The organism is Mycobacterium sp. UM_Kg1, from assembly GCF_000972925.1.
Taxonomy (GTDB): Bacteria; Actinomycetota; Actinomycetes; order Mycobacteriales; family Mycobacteriaceae; genus Mycobacterium; species Mycobacterium hiberniae.
Window position 1 is genome coordinate 1 of record NZ_JRMK01000069.1, and the last position, 23,198, is coordinate 23,198.

Here is a 23,198-nt window from a genome sequence, read left to right on the forward strand (position 1 = left end):
ATGTGTATAAGAGACAGGTCGCTGTGCTTGTCTCAAGTCACACTTGTCTCGGTGACCCACCCGGGAAATGACGAACGCCCCGACGCAGGATGCGGTCGGGGCGTCACAGATACGTGCCGGCTGCGCCGGTGCCTCGTCCTCCTGCGTGGGCCGCCGGGATACTTCCCGGACCTTCAACCGATTGCTCGGTGACCGACGGTCTTCGGTGGATCGCCCATCACCCTAGCCCGACATGCGCCGTTTGGCCAAAACGGCGTCCGCAGCCACTCGTTGACTCTGCGCCCACCACGGGGCCTTCTCGCACTTTTGCCTGGTGGGCGCAGAGTCATTCCAGAGTGGCCAGGACGGCGGCGCCCACCAACCCGGCGTCCCCGCCGAGTTCGGCGGGCACCGCCTGCAACCCGCTCAGGAAATCGAGCCGGGCCCGCTGCCCCAGCGCAGTCCGCAGCGGGCCGAACAGCACGGCCCCGGACTTGGCGACTCCCCCACCGATGACCACCAGATCCAGGTCGCACACCGCCGCCACCGAGGTGATCATCACCGCCAGTGCGTCGGTGCCACGCCGGAACGCCTGCACGGCCACCGGGTCACCGGCTTGCGCGGCCGCGGACAGCGCCTTGGCGTCGGCCGCCGGGGCTTGCGGGACCCAGCCGTTGCTCAGCGCCCAGCGCACCATCGCCGGGCCGGAGGCGATGGTCTCCACGCAACCGCGCCCGCCACAGCGGCACACCTCGCCCTGCGGATCGACCACGACATGCCCGACGTGCCCCGCATTGCCGGTACGGCCGTGCAGGGGGACGCCGTCGAGCACCAGGCCCCCGCCCACCCCGGTCGACACCACCATCCCCAGCATGGATCGCGTGCCGCGCCCGGCGCCGTACCGGTATTCGCCGAGCGCCATGCAGAGCCCGTCGCCGCCCAGGCGGACCGGCACGCCGGGCACCGCCGCAGCCACCCGATCACGCAGGGCGAAGCCGCGCCAGCCCGCGATATTGAGCGGGCTGACCGTACCGATGCCGACGTCGACGGGCCCGGCCGAGCCGATGCCGACCGCGTCCACCCGTCCACCGGCGGCGTCCAGGGCGCCGGCGATCAGCTCGGCCACCACCGACCACACCACCTCGGTGCCCTGATCGGCCCGGGTGGGCAGGGCAGCGGTGTAGGTCAGCGCCCCGCCGGAATCGACCAGGCCCACAGCGATCTTGGTTCCGCCGACGTCCAGCGCGAGAACTGCGCCCATCAGTCGACCGCCACCGGGCTCGGCGTCAGCACCGCGATCGGCACAGCGTTCGAATAGGCCAGGGCACCCGCCCCGGCGACCCGGACCAGCGCCCACCAGGCGCCCGGCTGGGTCCACGCCGGCGGAGCGATGTCGAAGCCCAGCTCCACCCGCCCGCCGGCCGGCACGACGGCACCGACCGCCGGGGGCCCGGCCCACTCCCAGGTGCCCCAGGGACTGATCAGGTGCGCCTCGATCGCCAGGTCGGCGTGGGCGTCGGTGCCGACCGTGACGCTCAGCCGTTCCGAGCGCCCCGCGGTGACCTCGAGCTCCTCGAGGTCTTCGACATAAAGCAGCCGGTCGGTGCCCGGATCTCCGACGCGCACCACGGCCACGTCTTCGACCGGTTGCGACCAGGCCCGCGGCAGTGCGCCGGACAGGTCGAGTCGAGCCCGCAGCGGGTAAAGCCCCGGGTGAGCGGCAGCCGGCACCCGCACGCTCACCGGCACGCGCCGATGCTCCCCGGCCGCCAGGTGCACCTGGTGTTCGTTCGGGGTGACGGCCCAGCCCGGCGGGCACTGCCACGTCACCACGCCGCTCAACGTGGCGTCCACGCAGTCGCTGGCCACGGTCAGCTCGAGGTTGTGCTGGGTGCCCGGATCGGCGTCGACCCGGTGCGGGTGCACCGCCGGGATCGCCGGCAGACCGCCCAACGGCGCGGGGCCGCGGTTGTGCAGCCAGTATCGGGCGTACAGCGGCTGCGCCGCCTCCGCCTCCGGCGCCAGGCCGGTGGCCGCACGACCCGCACCACTGCCCTCGACGCGCAGGCGCGCAGTGAGCGTGGCGATCTGGAAGCCGTGCAGCCGGTCGGGAACGGGCTGGTCGAGCGGCTGTTCCAGCAGGTCGGCGCGGCCCAGGACGGTGAGCGAGCCGACATCGCTGTGCGCCGAGACCGCGGCCCCGGTCCCGTGGGTCTCCACCAGCCGCAGGGTGACGGCGCTCGGGTCGACCGGCGCCGCGCTGCCGCGGGCCAGCGGATTTCCCGCAGCCTTGAGCGCACCCAGGCCCACGCCGTCGCCGAGGCGCAGCAACGATCCGCTCGCCGGCAGCCGGCCACCGCCTGCGGCCGCCGGGACGGCCCGCAGCGGATCGGCGAACTGCGCGCTGCGCTCCGGGATCTGCGCGTCGCGCCAGTCGCCGTCGCCGGCCACCAGCGCGTAGTCGAAGGTGTGTGTCCAGTGCTGCAGCTGAAAGGCGCTGCCGTCGGGGGCGGCCCGCCGGGGGCCGTCGGTCCACGACGCCGACGGCCAGCTGGTGCAGGAGCGCAGCAACGCGGTGTGCAGGGTGCCCGCGGTGTCGACGGCGAAACTGGGCACGCCCCGGTTGATCAGCGCGACAGTGCGGGCCTCGAAGGGCTCCATCTGCGCGCTGACGTCCTGCTCGACCTCGATCTGGGCGTCGGCCAGGTCGTCGGCCACCCGGGCGATCTCGGCCGCCAGCGCGTCATCGTCGCGGGCGGCGAGCACCAGCACCGGCAGGGCTCGCGGGCGCGTCAGGTCGGCTCCGGGAACCCAGACCCGCGCCAGCGGGGTCTGCGCCGGAACCCACACCCTGCCCCGGCCGTGCCGCTCGAGCTGGCTGACCAGCTCGGCGGTGTAGGCCGGATCGGCGTCGGCCAGCACCGCCCGGGTGAAACCGTTGCGGTCCGGCCCGCCCAGGGCGATACGGACGTCGGGCAGGTTGGAGTCGACGCCGAGGTCGCCGTAGCGGGGCCCCTCGGCCTGCGAACAGGTGGCGGTGACCCCGTGCCGCACCAGCGCGACCATCAACTCGCGCGGCGGCGCGAGCCCGGCCGGGCGGACGACTTCGGCCACCGACACCGCTCGGCTGCCGCCGCCGGCATTGACCCGCACGGTCGCCGACAGGCCGAACCACCGGTGGGCGGAGGTGTCCAGGGTGCGGGGGTACTGCGCGGTGTCCACCGAACGCCCACTGGGCTCGTGCAGGACCGCGAAGCCGCGGCCGATCACCGCGTCTGCCACCTCGGCGACGGGCATGGCGCCGGGGATCGGGCAGGGCCAGCGCAGCCGCAGCAGGTGGTCGGCCCCGGTGAACTCGTGCACGGTCGTGGCACAGTCCACCCGGTCCACCCCGTGCCACAGGGTCAGGGTCTGGGTGTAGGCCAGCACGTCGCGGATCCGGCCGGACACCACCAGCCGCTGCCCCAGCGGGCCGTGCTGGGCCTGCACGGTCACGGCGGTGGCGACCGCCGAGGTGAACAGGTTGCCGCTGGGCACCAGATGCCACGGTCCCTCACCGGACTGCGGGTGCCGGGGATATTCGTCGTAGACGGCGAGCTGGTTGCCCAATCCGCCGTCGACGATCATCTCCCGGCCCCGGTGGCGCCACGACGCGATGCCGCCGCCGCGCGCCGGGTCCGCAACCAGCCGGTGGTGCTCGTTGCCGATCTCGGTGCCGGCCACCGGTTGCCAGCCGCGGGCATCCGGGGCGGGGAGTACCCGGTAGGACCGCCAGCCCAGCGACGGCACGTCACGTGCCAGCCAGCTCAGCGTGGCGCCCCCGTGGTCGACGTGGGCGGCGAGCTCGTTGCCGTCGGAGTCGACGACTCGGGCACCGGCCGTCAGCGGGTCCGCCAGGTGCGCGGTGACGATGTCGGCCCGGTCCCGGGCCACCGGGTTCCACACCACCAGGTGCTGCCCGTCGCGACCGGTTTCCACCAGATCCGACAGCGCCGCCAGAGCGTTGTCGCGGGCTTGCGTGCCCAGCTGCCAGGCATCCCGCCAGCCGGTCAGCAGGTCCAGATAGACCTGGTCGGCCTCCGAGCCGGTGATCGCGTCGTGGTGGGCGCCGTAACACAGCTGCGCCCAGGCCTTGGCCAGGGCCGCGTCCGGGTAGGGCACGCCGGTCAGCGCCGCGGCGAACACCGCGAAGCGCTCCGCGCCCAGGGTCGCCTGTTCGGCGGCCCGGTTGGCCTGCTTGGTGTCGATGTAGGACACGTGGCAGCCGGTGTAGATCGGGTTCATGTCGCGGGTCTGCGGGGACGCTTCGGCCCCGCGCTGCCGCAGTTCGGCGCGCACCGCGGCGAAGAACTCGCGCGGCAGGGCGCAGACGAACCTCGGCCAGGTGTAGCGGGCGTTCCAGTCCCGGTGGATCTGCGTGATCCACCGGTTGGGCGGGGTGAAGTCGGTGCCCACCGGCAACAGGACGTTGCGGGTGGCGGCCACCTTCTTCATGTCGACGAACAGTCGGTAGACGTCGTCCTGCGCGGCCGCCGGCGACGCGTCGGCGTCCATCCACCAGCCGGCCGCGTAATGCGCGGGCATGTAGTGGGTCAGCAGGCCGCGGCCCGACGGCGCGATCCATTCGAACTCGCTGGGGAACTGCATCCGCCGGGGATCGCCGCGCTCGGCCATCGGGCCCCACTGGTGGAACGGTCCGCGGGCCCAGGCGCTGGACGTCAGCCCGGCGTCGGCGGCCAGCCCCGGGAACTGGGGATCGTGGCCGAACACGTCGAGTTGCCACGCCGTGGCCGGATCAGCGCCCATGACGTCGCGCTGGAAGCCCATCCCGGCCACCAGGCTGCGAATCGTGGTCTCGGCGTCGGTGAGGTTCGTCGACGGCTCGTTGTAGGTGCCGCCCACCACCTCGACCCGGCCCTCAGCGAGCAGCCGGCGCAGTTCGGCGCGGTCCTGCGGGTGGGTGTCCCAGTAGGGCTTGAGGTAGTCGACCTCGGCCATCACGAACTTGTACTCGGGATGGTCGCGGGCCCAGTCCAGGTGGGCCCGCACCAGGTCGCAGCCGTTGGTCTGCCGGCACGCCCCGAGCGGGTGCTCGGTCCACACGCTGGTGTAGTTGGCCTGGGTGTTCCACCACACCGGGTCGTAGTGGAAGTGGCCGACCATGAACAGGGTCCAGCCGGGCTCGGCCACAGTGAAGGTGAACTCGACGCCGTTGGCCCTTGCGGCCCGCTGCTGGCCCGGCACCGGGCTGTCGACCGTCACCGGGACCTCCAGGACCCCGCTGCCCGGCTCGGCCGTCGATTCCCCGGCCAGGCCGTCGCCGTCGATGCGGACCGCAGCGCCCGCGGCGGCGTCGCGGTAGCCGACCCGGACCAACTGCACGGGCGCCTCAGGGGGCCCGACGAACTTCTCGGTCGCTTCGACCTCGAGGATCCGCATGGCTCAAACCTACGGATGCGCGCCCCACCGCGCCCGGCCTTCGCGTTGCCCGCGTTTGCCGCTGCGGCGGTCGCAGGGAGAACTTCCGCCGCCGATTTGGCAGACTGCAGCAATGAGTTCGACCCCACCCCGCCAGGTCGCCCAGCTCGATCGGGTGCCGTTGCCGGTTGAGGCGGCCCGTATCGGCGTGACGGGCTGGCAGCTCGCCCGCGCCGCCACCCGTGTCTTCACCCGGCTGCTCTCGCCGGGTCCGATTCAGCAGAAGGTGATCCGCGAGCTGCCCCGGACGTTCGCCGACTTGGGTCCCACCTACGTCAAGTTCGGCCAGATCATCGCCTCGAGCCCCGGCGCATTCGGCGAGCCGCTGTCGCGGGAGTTCCGCGGGCTGCTCGACGCCGTCCCGCCTGCCGACCCGGCCGAAGTGCACCAGTTGTTCGTCGAAGAACTGGGCGCCGAGCCGCAGGAGCTGTTCGCCAAGTTCGACGAGACCCCGATCGCATCGGCGTCGATCGCCCAGGTGCACTTCGCCACCCTGCACAGCGGCGAGGAGGTGGTGGTCAAGATTCAGCGGCCGGGCATCCGCCGCCGGGTCGCCGCCGACCTGCAGATCCTCAAGCGGTTCGCGCAGGTGGTCGAGCTGGCCAAGCTGGGCCGGCGGCTGTCGGCCGGGGATGTGGTCGCCGATTTCGCCGACAACCTGGCCGAGGAACTGGACTTCCGCATCGAGGGCCAGTCGATGCAGACCTGGGTCTCGCACCTGCACGCCTCTCCCCTGGGCCGCAACATCAAGGTGCCCGACGTGCACTGGGACTTCACCAGCGAGCGGGTGCTGACCATGGAGCGGGTGTCGGGACTGCGCATCGACGACGCGCCCGCCATCCGCAAGGCCGGATTCGACGGCGTGGAGCTGGTCAAGGCGCTGCTGTTCTCCACCTTCGAAGGCGGACTGCGGCACGGGCTGTTCCACGGCGACCTGCACGCCGGCAACCTGCTGGTCGACGACCAGGGCCGGGTGGTGTTCCTGGACTTCGGCATCATGGGCCGCATCGACCCGCGCACCCGCTGGCTGCTGCGCGAACTGGTGTATGCGCTGCTGGTCAAGAAGGACCACGCCGCCGCCGGCAAGATCGTGGTGCTGATGGGTGCGGTGGGCACCGTCAAGCCCGAGGGCCAGGCCGCCAAGGACCTCGAGGCGTTCGCCACGCCGCTGACCATGAAGTCGCTGGGCGACATGTCCTATGCCGAGATCGGTCGGCAGCTCGGGGCATTGGCCGACGCCTACGACGTCAAGCTGCCGCGGGAGCTGGTCCTGATCGGCAAGCAGTTCCTCTATGTGGAGCGGTACATGAAGCTGCTGGCCCCGCGCTGGCAGATGATGTCGGATCCGCAGCTGACCGGCTACTTCGCCAACTTCATGGTCGATGTCAGCCGCGAGCACAAAGACCACACCGAAGAGCCGGGAGTCTGACCGTGGAGATACGCAGCGGCCACGCCCGCTCGGGGGATCTGGAGATCTTCTACGAAGACTTGGGCAACCCCGAGGATCCCCCGGTGCTGCTGGTGATGGGACTGGGCGCCCAGCTGCTGCTGTGGCGCACCGGCTTCTGCGAGAAGCTGGTGGCCCAGGGCCACCGGGTGATCCGCTTCGACAACCGCGACGTCGGCTTGTCCAGCAAGCTCGACCACCATCGCGGACGTGACGCGGTGGTCCCGCGCATGGCCCGGTTCTGGCTGGGTAAGCCCAGCCCGGCGCCCTACACCCTCGAAGACATGGCCGACGACGCCGCCGCCCTGCTGGACCACCTGGGTATCGAGCAGGCGCATGTGGTCGGCGCCTCGATGGGGGGCATGATCGCGCAGGTGTTCGCGGCCCGGTTCGCCGCCCGGACCCGTTCGCTGGCCATCATCTTCTCCAGCAACAACCGGCGTTTCCTGCCGCCGCCGGCACCGCGGGCGCTGATGGCGCTGCTGACCGGACCGTCGCCGGACTCCCCGCGCGAAGTGATCATCGACAACGCGGTGCGAGCCAGTCGGATCATCGGCAGCCCCGGTTACCCGACTCCGGAGGAGAAACTGCGGGCCAACATCATCGAGGCCTACGAGCGCAGCTACTCCCCGTGGGGAATCGCCCGCCAGTTCGGGGCCATCCTGGCCAGCGGCAGCCTGGCCGCCTATGACCGGCTGATCACGGCGCCCACCGTGGTCATCCACGGCCTGGCCGACAAGCTGATGCGTCCGGCGGGTGGACGGGCGATCGCCGAGACCATTGAATCGGCACGTCTGGTGTTGTACGAGGGCATGGGCCACGACCTGCCCGAAGAGCTGTGGGATCCATTGATCAGCGAGCTGACCACCACATTCGCTGCGGCACGCTAGCCTTGCCCGCCGGCCTGGCGGGGGCCAATGCCACGCCGAAGTGCTCATAACAGTCCAGCAACGGTAGTCTGTCCACACCCTCCCCTCATTGAGACAGATCGCGAGTTGACACAGCCATGCCGAAATTGGAACCGAAGTACGAAGAACTTCAGTCGATCTACGACATCTCCAACGAGTTCTACGAGCTGTTCCTGGGTCCGACGATGGGCTACACCTGCGGGTTCTATCCCGACAAGGACACCACCTGCGACGAGGCACAGATCGCCAAGTTCGACCTGGCGCTGGGCAAGCTGGGCCTGGAGCCCGGCATGACGCTCCTCGACGTGGGCTGCGGCTGGGGGGGCTGCATGCAGCGCGCGTTGGAGAAGTACGACGTCAACGTCATCGGGCTCACCCTCAGCGGCGAGCAGCGCCAGTACGCCATCGACAGGCTGGCCAAGGTGGAGACCAGCCGCAACGTCGAGGTGCGGCTGCAGGGCTGGGAGGAGTTCACCGACAAGGTGGACAGGATCGTGTCGATCGGCGCGTTCGAGCACTTCGGCCGCGACCGCTGGTCGGCCTTCTTCGAGACCGCCTACAACGCGCTGCCCGACGACGGCCGGATGCTGCTGCACACGATCACCGCGATCAGCGGGCAGGACGAGGCCCAGGAAAAGGGCATTCCGATGACCATGTCGCTCGCCAAGTTCACCCTGTTCATCATGCGGGAGATCTTCCCCGGCGGTCAGCTTCCGTCGGCGTGGCTGCCCCGCAAGTACGCCGCCGACGCCGGTTTCACCGTGACCCGGGACGACGAGATCGGGCCGCACTACGCACGCACCCTGCAGGACTGGGCGGCGATGCTGGCGGCTAACAAGGAGCGGGCCATCGAGGTGCAGGGCCAGGAGGCTTACGACCGTTTCGACAAGTACCTCAACGGCTGTGTGGCACTGTTCCGGAACGGTAACACCAGCGTCCACCAGTACACGCTGCAGAAATAACCCCGGATTGGCCTGCCGCGACTTCCGGCTTGGCTAGATTTCACCTCAACGGATTCACCCCCTCGACCCGTTAAGCTTCAACAGTTGACCGGCGTGGCGGACATCACGTCCGACTCACAGCGGGTTTCATCAGGAAGGCAATCAGTCACACATGGTGGACAAAGCAACAGACACCGCGGAGATGCGTCCGAAGTTCGAAAATATCCAGGCCCACTACGACCTGTCGGACGATTTCTTCGCGCTGTTCCAGGATCCGAGCCGCACCTACAGCTGCGCGTACTTCGAGCCCCCGGACGCCACCTTGGCGGAAGCTCAGATCGCCAAGCTCGACCTGAACCTGGACAAGCTGGACCTGCGTCCCGGTATGACGCTGCTGGATGTCGGTTGCGGCTGGGGCGCGACCATGAAGCGGGCCGTCGAGAAGTACGACGTCAACGTGATCGGCCTGACCCTGTCGAAGAACCAGCACGCCTACACCCAGGGCCTGCTGGACGCCATCGACACCGACCGGTCGCGGCGCGTCCTGCTCAAGGGTTGGGAACAGTTCGACGAGCCGGTGGACCGGATCGTGTCGATCGAGGCCTTCGAGCACTTCGGTTTCGAGAACTACGACGCGTTCTTCAAGAAGTGTTACGACATCATGCCGGCCGATGGGCGGATGGCCATCCAGAGCAGCGTGAGCTTCCACCCCTATGAGCTCAACGCACGCGGCAAGAAGCTGACGTTCGAAACCGCCCGGTTCATCAAGTTCATCCTGACCGAGATCTTCCCGGGCGGGCGCCTGCCCACCACCAAGATGATGGTGGAGCACGGCGAAAAGGCCGGTTTCACCGTGCCCGAAGCGCTTTCGCTGCGACCGCACTACATCAAGACGCTCAAGATGTGGGGCGACGCGCTGGAGGCCCACCACGACGAGGCTGTGGCCATCCAGTCCGAAGAGGTCTACCAGCGCTACATGAAGTACCTGCGCGGCTGCGAGTACTACTTCACCGACGAGAGCCTGGACGTCAGTCTGGTCACCTACGTCAAGCAGCCTGCCTGATCACCTGAACACAGCGAAAAGCCCCCGCACGCGCCACGCGTGACGGGGGCTTTTCGGTAGGTCTTAGGCTGTCTGCGCGCAGCGAAAAGCCCCCGCACGCGCACGCGTGACGGGGGCTTTTCGGTGCGTCTTATTCGGCCGTGAAGTTGCGGGTCACCGCCGGGTCCACCGGGATGCCGGGGCCCGTCGTCGTGGAGATCGTGACCTTCTTGAGGTAGCGGCCCTTGGAGGACGACGGCTTGAGCCGCAGCACCTCATCGAGGGCGGCACCGTAGTTCTCCACCAGGTTCTTCTCGTCGAAGGACGCCTTGCCGATCACGAAGTGCAGGTTGGCCTGCTTGTCCACCCGGAAGTTGATCTTGCCGCCCTTGATGTCGGCGACGGCCTTGGCGACATCGGGGGTCACCGTGCCGGTCTTGGGGTTGGGCATCAGGCCACGCGGGCCCAGCACGCGGGCGATCCGGCCCACCTTGGCCATCTGGTCCGGGGTGGCGATCGCGGCGTCGAAGTCGAGGAATCCGCCCTGGATCTTCTCGATCAGGTCGTCGCTGCCGACCACGTCGGCGCCGGCGGCGATGGCCTGCTCGGCCTTCTCGCCGACCGCGAAGACGGCCACGCGCGCGGTCTTACCGGTGCCGTGCGGCAGGTTGACGGTGCCGCGCACCATCTGGTCGGCCTTACGCGGGTCGACACCCAGCCGGATGGCCACCTCGACGGTGGCGTCCTGCTTGGTCGACGACGTCTCCTTGGCCAGTTTCGCCGCCTGCAGCGGGGTGTAGAGGTTGTCGCGGTCCACCTTCTCGGCGGCGGCGCGGTAGGCCTTGCTGGTTTTGCTCATCGGTTGTCCAATCTCAGATGGTTGGTTGTGGTCGGCGGGCCGAAGCTGGCCCTCCCACGCTGTCTGTTCTCATCGAACTCTCCCTCGCCTTCCCTCGCTGGGGCTCGTTCCTCGCCCCGCTCGGTCGTGCTCGGTCCCTTCGATGAGGGGTGCTGCTACTCGACGGTGATGCCCATGGAGCGGGCGGTACCGGCGATGATCTTGGCCCCCGCCTCGATGTCGTTGGCGTTGAGGTCGGCCTTCTTGGTCTCGGCGATCTCGCGCACCTGGTCCCAGGTCACCTTGGCAACCTTGGTCTTGTGCGGCTCGGCCGAACCCTTGGCGATGCCGGCGGCCTTGAGCAGCATCCGCGCCGCGGGCGGGGTCTTGAGCGCAAAGGTGAAGCTGCGGTCCTCGTAGACGGTGATCTCCACGGGGATGACGTTGCCGCGCTGGCTCTCCGTCGCGGCGTTGTACGCCTTGCAGAACTCCATGATGTTCACGCCGTGCTGACCAAGTGCGGGTCCGACCGGCGGCGCGGGGTTGGCCTCGCCTGCCTTGATCTGAAGCTTGATCAGCCCGGCGACCTTCTTCTTCGGGGCCATGAGGGGGTGTTTCCTTTCCTGCGTACTAAATCTTTGAGACCTGGTTAAAGGCCAGTTCGACAGGCGTCTCGCGCCCGAAGATGGACACCAGCACCTTGAGCTTCTGCTGCTCGGCGTTGACCTCGCTGATCGAGGCGGGCAGCGTGGCGAACGGGCCGTCCATCACGGTGACCGACTCGCCGACTTCGTAGTCCACCTCGATGATCGGCCGCTCCAGACCGCCCTCGGCGGCGGCGGCAGCGGCGCTCGCTGTGCCACGCGCCTGCTTCTTGGCCCCGCCCTGTGGGAGCAGGAACTTGACCACGTCGTCCAGCGGCAGCGAGGTCGGCCGCGAGGTGGCGCCGACGAACCCGGTCACGCCCGGGGTGTTGCGCACCGCCGACCAGGAGTCGTCGGTGAGATCCATCCGAACCAGGATGTAGCCCGGCAGCACCTTGCGGTTGACCTGCTTGCGCTGGCCGTTCTTGATCTCGGTGACCTCTTCGGTGGGAACCTCCACCTGGAAGATGTAGTCGCCGACGTCCAGGTTCTGCACGCGGGTCTCGAGGTTGGCCTTCACCTTGTTCTCGTAGCCGGCGTAGGAGTGGATGACGTACCAGTCGCCCGGCTTGGAGCGCAGCTCGGCCTTCAGCGCCGCCGCGGGGTCAAGCTCCTCGGCCGGCTCGTCCTGGGCCGCCTCTGCGGCTTCTGCGGCTTCTGGGGCGTCAGACTCGGTGGCCTCCACTGCGGAGTCCTCAGCGGGGACCTCGGTGCTCGCCGCCACGTCGACCGGCTCGCCCGCAGGCGTATCGCCGTCGAAGGTAGTCACGGTTGTCAGTCCTTCCTATAACTTCACTCGCCGAACACCAGCAGCACCAGCCGGGCGAATCCGTAGTCAGCCCCGGCGACCAACGCCACCATGAAGACCAGGAATGCCAGCACCACCGCGGTGTAGGTGACCATCTGCTTGCGGTTCGGCCAGATCACCTTGCGAAGTTCGCCGACGACCTGCTTGAGAAAGTTGAGTACGAAGACGAACGGGTTGCGCGAGGGCCCGTCGGACTTCTTCTTGGCCTTCTTCTTGGCGGCCTTGCCGGTGTCGTCGGCGCCCAGCTCGGTGGCGGTGGAGTCCACATCTTCGACCCCGTCACCTGCAGCACGACGGCGCGAACGCTTGCCGGTGGGCCGCAGCGGGTCGCCGACCTGCCGGTTCACCACGGCCGTGCGACTGCTGCGGCCGGACTCGGCATCGCTGTCGCCGTCGGCTGCGGGACGGTCGAGCTCGTCGGTCACCGCATGCTCCTTCGTTGTTCGCGCGCTTACCTCATTGCCGTACCGCGCATGGTGTCCAGTGTCCACCATGGCACGTCAGCAGGGGCGACAGGACTTGAACCTGCAACCTGCGGTTTTGGAGACCGCTGCTCTGCCAGTTGAGCTACGCCCCTTCGCGGTTGGCGTACCAACCTGCGGGTTCGGAAGCTTCACCTGTGCGCCGTCTCCGGCTCACACAATTCGCGCGCCCCCCGTTCGCCTCACGGAAAGCGCGCCAATGCTGGGAAAACCCCGAGGTCCGAGTGTACCCCGACGCGACGGCCAGTTACTAATCAGGCTGTTCGGACGACCTGACCGGATTCCGCATCCCACCGAAGATTGACCGAAGCATCACCGTCATGACCCATCATGGTGGTGAACGCCTCGAGCACCACGTCGCCGTTCTCGTTGGTCAAGATGTTGCGGGTGGTGACGATGTCAGCACCGAAACGCTCGTTGACCGAGGAGATCTCCATCCGGGCGATCAGAATGTCGCCGGCCTTGATCGGCTTGTGGTAGGTGAAGCCCTGGTCGACCTGCACCATCTGCATGGTGGTGTAGCCGGTGTCGACGTGACGGAAGAAGTCGGACTGCACCAGCTTGGCCAGCGTCGCCACGAAGGTGGGCGGTGCCACCAGTGCGTCGTAGCCCAGTTCGGCCGCGGCCTCCTCATCGAAGCAGGCGGGATCGTCGGCCTTGACCGCGCGGGCGAACTCGCGGATCTTCTCGCGGCCCACGATGAACGGCTCGGGGTAACGCCAGATCATGCCCCGGATATCAGTCTTGATCGCCATAGCCGCGCTTCTCTAGGCCAGCTTGGCGGAGGCCACCGCCCGACCGAAGATCTTCTTTCCGCCGGTGGTGGCGGTGAGCGCGATGGTCACCGTCTTGGTCTCCGGGTCGGCGGACTTGATCCGGCCGCTGAAGGTGATCTCCGCGCCCTTGCCGTCGTTGGGCACCGGCACCACCGAGGTGAAGCGCACGTTGTACTCGGTCACCGCGCCCGGGTCACCCACCCAGGCGGTGACGTAGCCGCCGCCGAGCCCCATGGTCAGCATGCCGTGGGCGATGGCGGTGTCCAGGCCCACCTGCTGGGCGATCTCGTCGTCCCAGTGGATCGGGTTGAGGTCGCCGGACACCCCGGCGTAGTTGACCAGGTCCTGTCGCGACAGCGGGATGACCCGCTCGGGCAGCTGATCGCCGACCTTGACCGAACTGAACTCACGCAACGCCATCGTTGAAACCCTTATCTCCCTCGCCGGCACGACCGGCCAATGTCGTATACGTCTTCTGCACGATGTTGCCGGCGTCGTCGGTGACCACCTGCTTGGTCACGATGATGTCGGTGCCGTGCGCGCGGCGCACGGACTCGACCGACACGTCGCAGTAGAGCCGGTCGCCTTCGGTGATCGCCCGGTGGAACTCGATCTTCTGGTCGACCTGGACGATCTGCGCGTCATCGGTGGTGACGCCGCAGTGCGCGAAGAAACCGGAGATGGCCATGTGCCCGAACACCGAGATGTAGGTCAGCGGAGCCACCAACCCGTCGTAGCCCAGGCCGGCGGCCTCCCGCAGGTCGAAGCTGGCCGGATCCACCGCTTTGACCGCGCGCGCGTACTCCCGGATCTTTTCCCGATCCACCTCGTAGTAGTCGGGGTAACGAAACTGCGCCCCGGCGAGGCGCTCTGCCAACGACACGCCGGACCTACTCAGCGAGATTCGCGGTGCGACTCATGCTTGCCGCAGTTGGGGCAGAATTTCTTCAGCTCCAGCCGGTCGGGGTCGTTGCGGCGGTTCTTCTTGGTGATGTAGTTGCGGTGCTTGCACACCTCACAGGCCAAAGTGATCTTCGGCCGCACATCGGTGCTGGAGGCCACGTCAGCTGCCCTCTTTCCATCTGTTGTTGCGCTAGGTTCTCGTAGTAGCGATGGCCGGACTTGAACCGGCGACCTAACGATTATGAGTCGTTCGCTCTAACCAACTGAGCTACATCGCCGCGGGTAATACACCTGCCAGCAGGCCCGGCGTCCACCGAGCCCCCTAACGGAATCGAACCGTTGACCTTTTCCTTACCATGGAAACGCTCTGCCGACTGAGCTAAGGGGGCCTTCGCCTCCAGCGCCCCCTTCGGGTGCTGCAAGCCTGTAGAAGGTTACAACCTCGCCCACGAGGTCACCAAACCGCACCGGAAGAACCCGGCCTGCCACCCCGCACCGGCGGTGATGTTTCCCGACGCGCGCCGGCGCTGCACCCCCCGCCCGGCTTCGCCGCGGCGCCCATGGCCGCTGCTTTAGGCTGATGGCCGTGGGAGACTCCGACCGGCTGTATTTCCGTCAATTGCTCTCCGGACGCGACTTCGCCGCCGGTGACCCGATGGCCGCGCAGATGCGCAACTTCGCCTACCTGATCGGGGACCGCGAGACCGGCGAGGCGGTGGTGGTCGACCCGGCCTACGCCGCCGGCGATCTGCTCGACACCCTCGAGGCCGACGGCATGCGCCTTGCCGGCGTGCTGGTCACCCATCACCACCCCGACCACGTGGGCGGCAAGATGATGGGTTTCGAACTCAAGGGGCTGGCCGAGCTGCTCGAGCGAGTCAGTGTTCCGGTGCACGTGAATGCCCATGAAGCCCAGTGGGTTTCGCGGGTCACCGAAATTCCCATGACCGATCTGACCGCACACGATCACGGCGACAGGGTCAGCGTCGGCGCCGTCGACATCGAGCTGTTGCACACGCCCGGACACACCCCCGGCAGCCAGTGCTTCCTGGTGGACGGCCGGCTGGTCGCCGGCGACACGTTGTTCTTGGAAGGCTGTGGCCGGACCGACTTCCCCGGCGGCGACTCCGACGAGATGTTCCGCAGTCTGCAGCAGTTGGCCGCGCTGCCGGGCGACCCGACGGTGTTCCCCGGGCACTGGTATTCGGCTGACCCCAGCGCCGCGCTGTCGGAGGTCAAGCGATCCAACTACGTATTCAGCGCCGCAAACCTGGACAGGTGGCGCATGCTGATGGGCGGATGAGGGGAAGGCCGATGGATTCAGTCGAGGACCGCTTGTACGACGTCGCCCAGGCGAGCGCGACCACCTGGCTGGCCTGGGCCGCGTGGCTGGCCATCGTCATCACGGTGCTGGCCCTGATCTATCTGAACCGTCAGTTGCAGCGCAACCGCAAGCTGGCGGCCGAGCAGACCCGCCCGCACGTGGCGATGTTCATGGAGCCGCACGCCGCGGACTGGCACGTCATCGAGCTGGTGGTTCGCAACTTCGGCAAGACCGCCGCCTACGACATCCGGTTCGCGTTCGACCAGCCGCCCACCGTCGCCCGCTACGAGACCGCCTCCGACGGCTATGCCGACGTGGTGGCGCTGCAGCTGCCCGCGGAACTGACGGTGCTGGCCCCCAACCAGGAGTGGCGGACGGTGTGGGACTCGGCGATCGACCGCGCCGAGCTCGGCGAGGCCATCGAGTCGCGGTTCACCGGCACGGTCAGCTACGCCGACCGCCCCGACGAACCCAAAGGCTGGTTCGGCCGGCGCGGTAAGCACCCCCGCTACGAGAACAAGGTGGTCCTGGACTGGAAGGATCTGCCGCCGGTGCGCCGCGTGGAGTTGATGACGACGCACGACCTGGCCAAGCGGGAGAAGCAGAAGCTGGAACTGCTGCGCAGTCTGCTCAGCTACTTCCACTACGCCAGCAAGGAGACCCGCCCGGACGCGTTCCGCGCCGAGATCGAGCGGATCAACGGGGCGGCGCGCGAGATTCAGGATCGGCTGCGCGGTCGCGAGCAGCTCGAGGCCGCCGGAAGTACCGACATCACGGTGCGCCTCGGCGATGCCAGCGCCGAGCTGGGCAAGCACCGCAACTAAAGCGTCAGTTCGGGCCCACCGGCGGTGTGGGCGGGTAGTGGGCCGCGCGGAACCGCTGCAGATAGGCCGCCCAGTCCCAGGTGGTCAGGAACTCGCTCGCCGCGGCGTAGCCGTTGTCGTAGAGCTTTTCGAGCCGGGCGCGGGAGATGTCGAAGTCGAGCACGCTGACGTCGGTGGAGTGGACCTTGATGGCGCGGACACTGACCCACGGCTGGTTCAGATAGGTCTGGTCGTGACCGACCAGCATGGTGCTGATCAGGTTCTCCAGCAGCAGTGCCTGTCCGAACAGCCGCAGCGGGCGCAGCACCGGAACCATGGCCCCCACGCCGTCGGAGATCTCCGGGACCACGGTGACACCGAAGGTGGGCCACTGCGGCGGTCTGCCGTCGAGCCGGTCGAAGGTGTAGATCGGGAAGTTCGACAGCACCCCGCCGTCGACGAGGGTGGACCGCAGCCCGGCGGCGCTGGTCAGTGTCACCGGGCGGTAGAAGAACGGGACCGCCATCGAGGCACGCACCGCGTCGGCGACCGATTGCTCGTCGGGGTCGAGCCCGTAGACCCGCCGGTAGTCCCACGGCAGCCGGACCAGCTGACCGGTGGTCACATCGGTCACGGTGACCACGGCTCGGTAGCGCCGTTCGGGCATCAGGTCATCGGCGGGGTAGGCCAGATCTCCCCAGGTGTGTACGCCCAGGTTGGCCAGCTCGCCGCGGATCCACCGGTGGGCGACGTCGCCGCGGTAGAGGGCACTGTCGCGCAGGAATCCCCACACCGGCCCCACCAGGGGCACCGGAGCCGCGTCGCGCCACGAGCGCAGCGGCACCGACAGCGCCAGCTCTTTGACCTGTGCGGCGCTCAGCTGGTGGCCCTGGCTGGCGGCGGCCAGGATCGTGCCCACCACCGAGCCGCCGGACACCCCGGAGATGCGCTGCACCGAGTAGCCGGCGTCCATCAGCGCGACCACCGCTCCGACCAGTCCGACGAACCGCACTCCCCCGCCCGACAACACCAGGTCGGCGGTCAGCGGCGGGGTGTCGCCCGCTCGGCGGGTGGGCATCGACGGACCAGTCAGTCCGCTGAATTCCATTCGTAGCCAAGAAACTTCCCGTCGAGGGTGATCACCACCCGGTCACCGCCCGGGTGCTCCCTGCGCTGGATGTCCATGCTGAAGTTGATGGCGCTCATGATGCCGTCGCCGAACTGCTCGTGGATCAGCTCCTTGATCGCCGGCCCGTAGACACCGATCGCCTCGTAGAGCCGGTAGATGGTCGGGTCGGTGGGCGGCCCGCCGAGCCCGCCGCGCATCGGCACCGCGGCCAGCACCGGCACCACCGCCGGGTCCAGCTCCAGCAGGTCCGCCAGCTTCGCACCCAGCTCGGCGGGAATGGGGTGCTGCCCCAGCAGGGCCGAGGTGGTCCATACGACCGGCTTGCCGACCGCGTCGGCCAACTCCTGCCATGTCAGGCCCTTGGCGAGGCGCGCGGCGATGATCTGCTCGGTGATCTGGCTTCGGTTCATGCCACCAGCATGCCTGTAACGGTTCGCACTTCGATGCGGCGGCGCACCGATGCCGGCGCCGCAACGCGGCCTGCGGGGGTGCGTCGGCGCGGCGGAATCCGGTGGCATACTCGCCGCCATGCCCCCTGACACGGCCCCTGGGCGTCGTCGATCAGCCGTTGCGCTCATGACCCTGGCGGCGATCGCCGTCCTGATCTTCGGCTGCGGCTCGCAGACCGGGGCCGAGAACGCCCAACTGGATTTCACCGCCCAAACCCTGGACGGCCGGCCCTTTTCCGGCGCGAGCCTGAGCGGCAGGCCGGCGGTGTTGTGGTTTTGGACGCCGTGGTGCCCGCTGTGCCAACGGGATGCGCCGATGGTCGCCCGGCTGGCCGCCGCACACCCGAAGGTGACGTTCGTCGGGGTGGGGGCACAGGACCGGCCGGACACGTTGCGGTCCTTCGCCGCCCGCTACGGCGTCGACGGCTTCACCGAGTTGGCCGACACCGACGCCGCGGTGTGGGCCCGCTTCGGGGTGACCCGCCAGCCCTCGTACGCCTTCCTGCACCCGGATGGCCGGATCGAGGTGGCCACGGGCTCGCTGCCCGAAGTCGAGCTGAGCAGGCGGCTGCAGGCGCTGACGGGTTCGTGATCGACACCGCCGCTGTCGATTTCGCGCTGGGAGCCGGAATGGTGGCGGCGTTGAACCCGTGCGGGTTCGCGTTTCTGCCCGGGTATCTGGGGCTGGTGATCGCCGGTAGCGGCGGCACCTCGCGTCCGGTGGCGCTGGGCCGGGCGGCGACGGCGACGGTGGTGATGGCGACCGGGTTCGTGACGGTGTTCGGGATCTTCGGACTTGCGGTCTCGCCGCTGCTGGCCTCGGCGCAGAGGTACCTGCCGTTGGCCACCGTGGTGATCGGGGCGGGGCTGCTGGCGGCGGGGATATGGCTGTTGACCGGTCGTGACATCGCCGTGCTGGTGCCCCGCCCGCTGCGCGAAGCGCCGACTGCGCGGCTGGGATCGATGTACGGCTATGGCGTCGGCTACGCCGTGGCGTCGCTGTCGTGCACCGTCGCGCCGTTTCTGGCGGTGGTGTCGATGACTTTCCGGCAGGGGGCGGCGCTGGCCGGGATCCTGGCGTTCGCCGCCTACGCCGTCGGCATGAGCATCACTGTCGGTGTAGCCGCGCTGGCGGTGGCGTGGGCGGGTTCATCGGCCACCGCGGCGTTGCGGCGGGTGTTGCCGCATGTGGGCCGGATCGCCGGGGTGCTCGTCGTGGCGACCGGCCTCTACGTCGGCTATTACGGCTGCTACGAGATGCGGTTGTACTTCACCGGCGCCGATGCCGATGACCGGGTGATCGGTGCGGCGAGCGCGGTGCAGTCCTGGCTAGCCGGTCACGTCGATGCGCTGGGCGCCTGGCCGCTGCTGGGCGCGATCGGCGTGCTGGTGGCCGGTGCGCTGAGCCGGCGCGCACTGGTGCGCCGCCGGGGTACCGGCGACAGCTGACTGTTTCGATTGTTTCAATAGCTGCCGACGCCGGGTAGTATTGACGGCATGCCCACCGCCGTCGCTCCGATCGCCCGTCAAGTCGCCGAGCGCGCCCGCACCGACGCCGGGTTCGCCCAGGTGCTCGACGCGTTGCTGGACGCGCCGACGGCACCCCAGGGCACCTTGGAGCGCATCGCCGCCCACGCCCTGAACGACCAGCGCCGCGCCGCGGTGATCGACGACTTCGTCGCCGGGGGGCTGCCCACCCCGAAGGTCCAGGAACTCCTGCGGCTCGGCACCCCGCAGGCCGTGCACCGGTTGCGCAGCCGAGGCAAGCTCATCGGCGCGGCCGTGGGAAACCAGACCTGGTTCCCGGCCTGGCAGTTCGACGACGCGCGCCCGCGCCCCGACCTGCCCCAGATCCTGGAGCTGCTGGGCCGGTTCACCACCGACCCGCTGGCGGCCGATCGCATCATGCGGCTCACCCATGACGAGCTGGGCGGCATCTCGATCGCCGAGGCGCTCCGGAACCCCGAGACCGCGCCGGCCGCGCGTCGACTGCTCACCTCGCTCGGTGCCTGAACTTCCCGCCGGCTACCGGATCCCGCTCCCCGATGCCCGGCCCGGCGGCCTGCGTCGCCGCCGGATCCCCGCCGGGACCCAGTTGTGGCGTCTCGACGCCGAACATCCCGACCAGTGGAGCTGGACGGGGTTCGCCGAACCGCGCTATCGCTTCGATCCGCCGTCGGCGATGTTCCGCACCCGGTACGCGGCAGCCGATCTCCTCGGCGCTTTTCGGGAACGCTACCGGCTGACCGGACTGCTGATCCCGGCAGACCACGCCGGCCACCACCTGGTCCGGCTGTCGGCCAACCGGCACCTGCGGGTGCTCGATCTGCGCACCGAACGCAACCTCGACGCACTCGGTGTCGACGATCAGATCAGCACCGGACAGCACGACGCGGTGTGGACCACCTGCCAGCAGTTGGCGGACGCGGTGCGGCGCTGGTGGCCGCAGCCCGACGAATGCCCGGACGCGATCGTCTACCGCTCCCGCACCACTCCGGAGACGTCGGTCAACTACGCCTTCTTCGCCGGCGCCGCGTTCGACATCGAGGCGTGGCCATTGCAGCAGCGCCCGGACGTGACAGCGGATCTGGTGCTGCGGCACGGCTTCACCGTCTGCTACTGAAATCTGCGCCGATCCGCCGAGTGCCGCCGCGGAATCACTGCTCGTCGCCGAAGCGGATGCCCAGGTCGCGCGCGGTCTGGATGGCGTCGCAGTCCGGCGGAACCACTTTCAGCTGGCGGGTGGCCGCAGCCAACGGCACGTAGTCCACCGTCGGCGGGTTGAGCGCCACCATCCCCCCGCTGTGTCCCTCGTCGAGGGCGCGCACCGCCGCCGCCCCGAACCGCAGGCCCAGCAGTCGGTCCACCGAACTCGGCGAACCGCCGCGCAGCAGGTGCCCGAGGACCACGGCGCGCGACTCGCGCCCGGTCAGCGCCTCGAGTTCGGCGGCGACCTTGGCCCCGACCCCGCCCAGACGCTCGGCCTGGCCCACCGTTTTGCCCGCCACGGTGTGTGCCCCGCCCACCGGTTTGGCTCCTTCGGCCACGCACACGATCGAGTAGGTCGAACCGCGTTGCGCGCGTTCGTTGATCAGCGCCGCCACCGGCTCAAGGCGATACGGGATTTCGGGGATCAAGATGGCGTGCACTCCCGAGGCCATCCCGGCGTGCAGGGCGATCCAGCCGGCGTAGCGACCCATCCCCTCCACGACGATGATCCGGCTGTGCGAGGTGGCGGTGGAGAACAGCCGGTCGATGCATTCCGAGGCGAAGTCGACGGCACTGTCGAAGCCGAACGTCGCCGCGGTGCACTCCAGATCGTTGTCGATGGTCTTGGGCACCCCGACCAACCGCAGCCCCGCCTGATGCAGGTGATTGGCGATCGCCAGCGAGCCGTCACCGCCGATGGTGATCAGCGCGTCGATGCGGTGCCGGTCGAAGCATTCGAGCAGCTCCTCGGTGCGGTCCTGTTCGATCCAGCTGCCGTCGGGCTGCTGCACCGGGTAGGCGATCGGGTTCCCGCGGTTGGTACTGCCCAGAATGGTGCCGCCCTGGTGGATGATGCCGCGGACCCGGTTCCGCGTCAGCTCGATCACCCCGCCGTCGGGGTACTCGTCGCCGAGCAGCAACCCGTTGTAGCCGTCGCGGATCCCGACGACGTCCCAGCCCCGGCTCTGCGCGGCCAGCGTGGCGGCGTAGATGACGGCGTTGAGACCGGGCGCGTCGCCGCCGCCGGTGCTGATCGCGATGCGCTTGATGCCCGCGCTCACCCGACGACCTCCGGCACCGAGCCCGTGGGGCGCAGCGGGATCGTGGCGGCCCGGGACGGGATCGGAGTCGGTGAGTCGGCGACCGGAGGTTCGGAATTGGGGCAACGAACGGCTTTCACGCCTGTCAGCCTACGAGGCCACCAGGTGCGGCGCCCTCTTATCGTGGCGGGCCGGGGGGCTGCGAGCGGGCGTCAATGACCGGGCCGGCGGGCCCGCACCAGCGCCCCGAGGGCGATCAGCGCCAGCACCGACAGCCAGGGCCAGGCCCCGTGTTGATGCACCCACCCGGCGAGCGCGCCCTGGAGCCGGCCCGCCACGGCCAGCACCGGGTCATCGGCCCCGGCGCCCAGCTCGAACAGCCGGATTTCGTAGTAGCCGTAGTAGCCGACGTAGAGCCCGACGGCGACCAGCAGTGCACCGCTGATCCGGCCGGCCAAGCGGGTGCTGCGGCGCATCCGGGAGATCAGCGCCGAACTGGCCAGCGCCACGGCGACCGCCAAAACCCCGACCAGCAGCCCGAAGCCGGCCGCGTAGGCCAGGTAGACCAGCGCCCCGGACGTGCCCGCGGGCAGTGCCGCCCCGGTGACCGCCAGGAAAGGACCGATGGTGCAACCCAGGGATGCGCTCGCGTAGCCCATGCCGTAACCGAACATGGATCCGATCCGGGCAGTCGGTGCCCACCGCCCACCCCACGACATCACCGCGAGCCGCCGTCCCGCCAGCAACCACACCCCGACGGCCACCAGGGCGGCGCCGATCACCACCGTGGCGTAGGGCAGATACCGCTGCACCCGCTGGGCCACCGCGACGGTGAGCAGCCCGAAGACACCGAACACCGCCAGGAAGCCCAGGGTCATGGCCGCGGTGGCCACCAGCGCCCGGCCCACGGCGACCCCGGTGCCACCGCCCGGCCCGCGCACCACCAGCGCCAGATAGGCGGGCAGCAGCGCGAAACCGCACGGATTGAGGGCGGCCACCAGCCCTGCGGCGAAGGCCAGCGCGGGCAGTTCGGGGTTCACGCCAAAGCCGCGACGCGGTCGGACAACTCCTTCTGCGACATCGCCGAAGTCGGGTTGTTCACGAACGTCGAGGTGCCATCGGAGCGTTCGAACACATAGGCAGGCTGCCAGGGCACCCCGAAGCGCGCCCAGATCGCGCCGTCGGCGTCGTTGAGGTTGGTGAAGTTCAAGTGGTACTTGGCCACGAAGTCGCGCATAGCCGCCACATCGGAGTGTGCCGCTATCCCCACGAACGTCACTCGCGGGTTGGCGGCGGCCACCTGGCTCACCGACGGTGCCTCGGCATTGCAGAACGGGCACCACGGCGTCCAGAACCACAACACCACCGGCTTGCCCTGCAGCCCGGCACCGTTGAAGGGTGCCCCGTCGATGGTGGTGGTGGCGAACTGCAGTCGTTCATCGGCCGCCGTCGCGGCCGGGGGCGCGGCCAGGCCGACGAGCAGCTGTCTCTTATACAC

Annotated in this window: 25 protein-coding genes and 3 tRNA genes; 10 read left to right on the forward strand and 18 right to left on the reverse strand. The window is 69.1% G+C overall.

Annotation, left to right across the window (positions count from 1 at the left end; translation table 11 throughout):
* Positions 1-325 precede the first annotated feature (325 nt).
* Positions 326-1,240 carry an ROK family protein gene (locus tag LI92_RS12130; RefSeq protein ID WP_046319217.1) on the reverse strand — a complete coding sequence of 305 codons (915 nt, stop codon included), beginning with the start codon at positions 1,238-1,240 and terminating at the stop codon, positions 326-328.
* Positions 1,240-5,418 (reverse strand): glycoside hydrolase family 38 N-terminal domain-containing protein, encoded by a 4,179-nt coding sequence (locus LI92_RS12135; protein WP_046319218.1) that lies wholly within the window; start codon positions 5,416-5,418, stop codon positions 1,240-1,242. Before LI92_RS12135 ends, LI92_RS12130 begins: the two co-directional genes overlap by 1 nt.
* Before the next feature lie 112 nt (positions 5,419-5,530).
* Between LI92_RS12135 and LI92_RS12140 the strand changes: the two genes are divergently transcribed.
* The 4 genes from LI92_RS12140 (at position 5,531) to LI92_RS12155 (ending at position 9,816) form a co-directional block, all read left to right on the forward strand.
* Complete coding sequence (locus tag LI92_RS12140) at positions 5,531-6,886, forward strand: ABC1 kinase family protein (protein WP_046319220.1); 1,356 nt, start codon at positions 5,531-5,533, stop codon at positions 6,884-6,886.
* Between the two features lie 2 nt (positions 6,887-6,888).
* Positions 6,889-7,794 (forward strand): alpha/beta fold hydrolase, encoded by a 906-nt coding sequence (locus LI92_RS12145; protein ID WP_046319222.1) that lies wholly within the window; start codon positions 6,889-6,891, stop codon positions 7,792-7,794.
* A gap of 116 nt (positions 7,795-7,910) precedes the next feature.
* Positions 7,911-8,774 carry a cyclopropane mycolic acid synthase family methyltransferase gene (locus LI92_RS12150; RefSeq protein ID WP_046319223.1) on the forward strand — a complete coding sequence of 288 codons (864 nt, stop codon included), beginning with the start codon at positions 7,911-7,913 and terminating at the stop codon, positions 8,772-8,774.
* 151 nt (positions 8,775-8,925) lie between these two features.
* A complete protein-coding gene (locus tag LI92_RS12155; protein WP_046319224.1) occupies positions 8,926-9,816 on the forward strand; it encodes a cyclopropane mycolic acid synthase family methyltransferase in 891 nt (296 codons plus the stop codon).
* A 130-nt stretch (positions 9,817-9,946) separates the two neighbouring features.
* Here LI92_RS12155 and rplA read toward each other — a convergent pair whose 3' ends face one another.
* The 11 genes from rplA to LI92_RS12210 all read right to left on the reverse strand — a co-directional run bounded on the left by rplA (position 9,947) and on the right by LI92_RS12210 (position 14,635).
* Entirely contained in the window at positions 9,947-10,654 is a 708-nt protein-coding gene (gene rplA, locus LI92_RS12160; RefSeq protein WP_046319226.1) for a 50S ribosomal protein L1, read from the reverse strand.
* 155 nt (positions 10,655-10,809) lie between these two features.
* Positions 10,810-11,238 (reverse strand): 50S ribosomal protein L11, encoded by a 429-nt coding sequence (rplK, locus tag LI92_RS12165; protein ID WP_024440984.1) that lies wholly within the window; start codon positions 11,236-11,238, stop codon positions 10,810-10,812.
* A 25-nt stretch (positions 11,239-11,263) separates the two neighbouring features.
* Positions 11,264-12,046: a transcription termination/antitermination protein NusG gene (nusG, locus tag LI92_RS12170; RefSeq protein WP_046319227.1), complete on the reverse strand. Its 783-nt coding sequence runs from the start codon at positions 12,044-12,046 to the stop codon at positions 11,264-11,266.
* 23 nt (positions 12,047-12,069) lie between these two features.
* Positions 12,070-12,510 (reverse strand): preprotein translocase subunit SecE, encoded by a 441-nt coding sequence (gene secE, locus LI92_RS12175; RefSeq protein ID WP_046319228.1) that lies wholly within the window; start codon positions 12,508-12,510, stop codon positions 12,070-12,072.
* Between the two features lie 79 nt (positions 12,511-12,589).
* Positions 12,590-12,662: transfer RNA gene (locus LI92_RS12180), tRNA-Trp, on the reverse strand.
* Positions 12,663-12,821: 159 nt separating this feature from the next.
* Positions 12,822-13,322 carry a (3R)-hydroxyacyl-ACP dehydratase subunit HadC gene (gene hadC / locus LI92_RS12185; protein ID WP_046319229.1) on the reverse strand — a complete coding sequence of 167 codons (501 nt, stop codon included), beginning with the start codon at positions 13,320-13,322 and terminating at the stop codon, positions 12,822-12,824.
* 12 nt (positions 13,323-13,334) lie between these two features.
* Positions 13,335-13,763 (reverse strand): (3R)-hydroxyacyl-ACP dehydratase subunit HadB, encoded by a 429-nt coding sequence (hadB, locus tag LI92_RS12190; protein ID WP_046319230.1) that lies wholly within the window; start codon positions 13,761-13,763, stop codon positions 13,335-13,337.
* Positions 13,750-14,226 carry a (3R)-hydroxyacyl-ACP dehydratase subunit HadA gene (gene hadA / locus LI92_RS12195; protein WP_046319232.1) on the reverse strand — a complete coding sequence of 159 codons (477 nt, stop codon included), beginning with the start codon at positions 14,224-14,226 and terminating at the stop codon, positions 13,750-13,752. Before hadA ends, hadB begins: the two co-directional genes overlap by 14 nt.
* Positions 14,227-14,237: 11 nt before the next feature.
* Positions 14,238-14,405, reverse strand: coding sequence for a 50S ribosomal protein L33 (gene rpmG / locus LI92_RS12200; protein WP_024440978.1), 168 nt, complete (start codon positions 14,403-14,405; stop codon positions 14,238-14,240).
* 45 nt (positions 14,406-14,450) lie between these two features.
* Positions 14,451-14,524 (reverse strand) — tRNA-Met (locus LI92_RS12205).
* 38 nt (positions 14,525-14,562) lie between these two features.
* A tRNA-Thr gene (locus tag LI92_RS12210) sits at positions 14,563-14,635 on the reverse strand.
* A 191-nt stretch (positions 14,636-14,826) separates the two neighbouring features.
* Here LI92_RS12210 and LI92_RS12215 point away from each other — a divergent pair.
* Both LI92_RS12215 and LI92_RS12220 read left to right on the forward strand, forming a co-directional pair.
* A complete protein-coding gene (locus LI92_RS12215) occupies positions 14,827-15,549 on the forward strand; it encodes an MBL fold metallo-hydrolase (protein ID WP_192830041.1) in 723 nt (240 codons plus the stop codon).
* Between the two features lie 11 nt (positions 15,550-15,560).
* Positions 15,561-16,394, forward strand: coding sequence for a DUF8453 domain-containing protein (locus LI92_RS12220; RefSeq protein WP_046319234.1), 834 nt, complete (start codon positions 15,561-15,563; stop codon positions 16,392-16,394).
* A gap of 4 nt (positions 16,395-16,398) precedes the next feature.
* Here LI92_RS12220 and LI92_RS12225 read toward each other — a convergent pair whose 3' ends face one another.
* Together LI92_RS12225 and cynS are read right to left on the reverse strand one after the other, a co-directional pair.
* Positions 16,399-17,451 carry a patatin-like phospholipase family protein gene (locus LI92_RS12225; RefSeq protein ID WP_046319236.1) on the reverse strand — a complete coding sequence of 351 codons (1,053 nt, stop codon included), beginning with the start codon at positions 17,449-17,451 and terminating at the stop codon, positions 16,399-16,401.
* A gap of 11 nt (positions 17,452-17,462) precedes the next feature.
* Positions 17,463-17,912 carry a cyanase gene (gene cynS, locus LI92_RS12230; RefSeq protein ID WP_046319238.1) on the reverse strand — a complete coding sequence of 150 codons (450 nt, stop codon included), beginning with the start codon at positions 17,910-17,912 and terminating at the stop codon, positions 17,463-17,465.
* A 118-nt stretch (positions 17,913-18,030) separates the two neighbouring features.
* Here cynS and LI92_RS12235 point away from each other — a divergent pair, with 118 nt between their 5' ends.
* From LI92_RS12235 to LI92_RS12250, 4 genes are read left to right on the forward strand one after another with little or no spacing between them, the layout of a single operon-like run.
* A complete protein-coding gene (locus tag LI92_RS12235; protein WP_192830042.1) occupies positions 18,031-18,543 on the forward strand; it encodes a redoxin domain-containing protein in 513 nt (170 codons plus the stop codon).
* Positions 18,540-19,400 carry a cytochrome c biogenesis CcdA family protein gene (locus tag LI92_RS12240; RefSeq protein WP_046319241.1) on the forward strand — a complete coding sequence of 287 codons (861 nt, stop codon included), beginning with the start codon at positions 18,540-18,542 and terminating at the stop codon, positions 19,398-19,400. Before LI92_RS12235 ends, LI92_RS12240 begins: the two co-directional genes overlap by 4 nt.
* Before the next feature lie 48 nt (positions 19,401-19,448).
* Positions 19,449-19,964 (forward strand): hypothetical protein, encoded by a 516-nt coding sequence (locus tag LI92_RS12245; RefSeq protein ID WP_046319242.1) that lies wholly within the window; start codon positions 19,449-19,451, stop codon positions 19,962-19,964.
* Positions 19,957-20,574: an RES family NAD+ phosphorylase gene (locus LI92_RS12250; protein ID WP_152665446.1), complete on the forward strand. Its 618-nt coding sequence runs from the start codon at positions 19,957-19,959 to the stop codon at positions 20,572-20,574. The genes LI92_RS12245 and LI92_RS12250 overlap by 8 nt, the downstream gene beginning before the upstream one ends.
* 34 nt (positions 20,575-20,608) lie before the next feature.
* On the opposite strand, the gene LI92_RS12255 is transcribed toward LI92_RS12250, so the two are convergent.
* The 3 genes from LI92_RS12255 to LI92_RS12265 form a co-directional block, all read right to left on the reverse strand.
* Positions 20,609-21,721, reverse strand: a complete 1,113-nt coding sequence (locus LI92_RS12255; protein WP_046319244.1) for a 6-phosphofructokinase — start codon at positions 21,719-21,721, stop codon at positions 20,609-20,611.
* Between the two features lie 191 nt (positions 21,722-21,912).
* Positions 21,913-22,740 carry a cytochrome c biogenesis CcdA family protein gene (locus tag LI92_RS12260; RefSeq protein ID WP_046319245.1) on the reverse strand — a complete coding sequence of 276 codons (828 nt, stop codon included), beginning with the start codon at positions 22,738-22,740 and terminating at the stop codon, positions 21,913-21,915.
* Positions 22,737-23,198, reverse strand: coding sequence for a protein disulfide oxidoreductase (locus tag LI92_RS12265; RefSeq protein WP_082109684.1), 462 nt, complete (start codon positions 23,196-23,198; stop codon positions 22,737-22,739). The genes LI92_RS12260 and LI92_RS12265 overlap by 4 nt, the downstream gene beginning before the upstream one ends.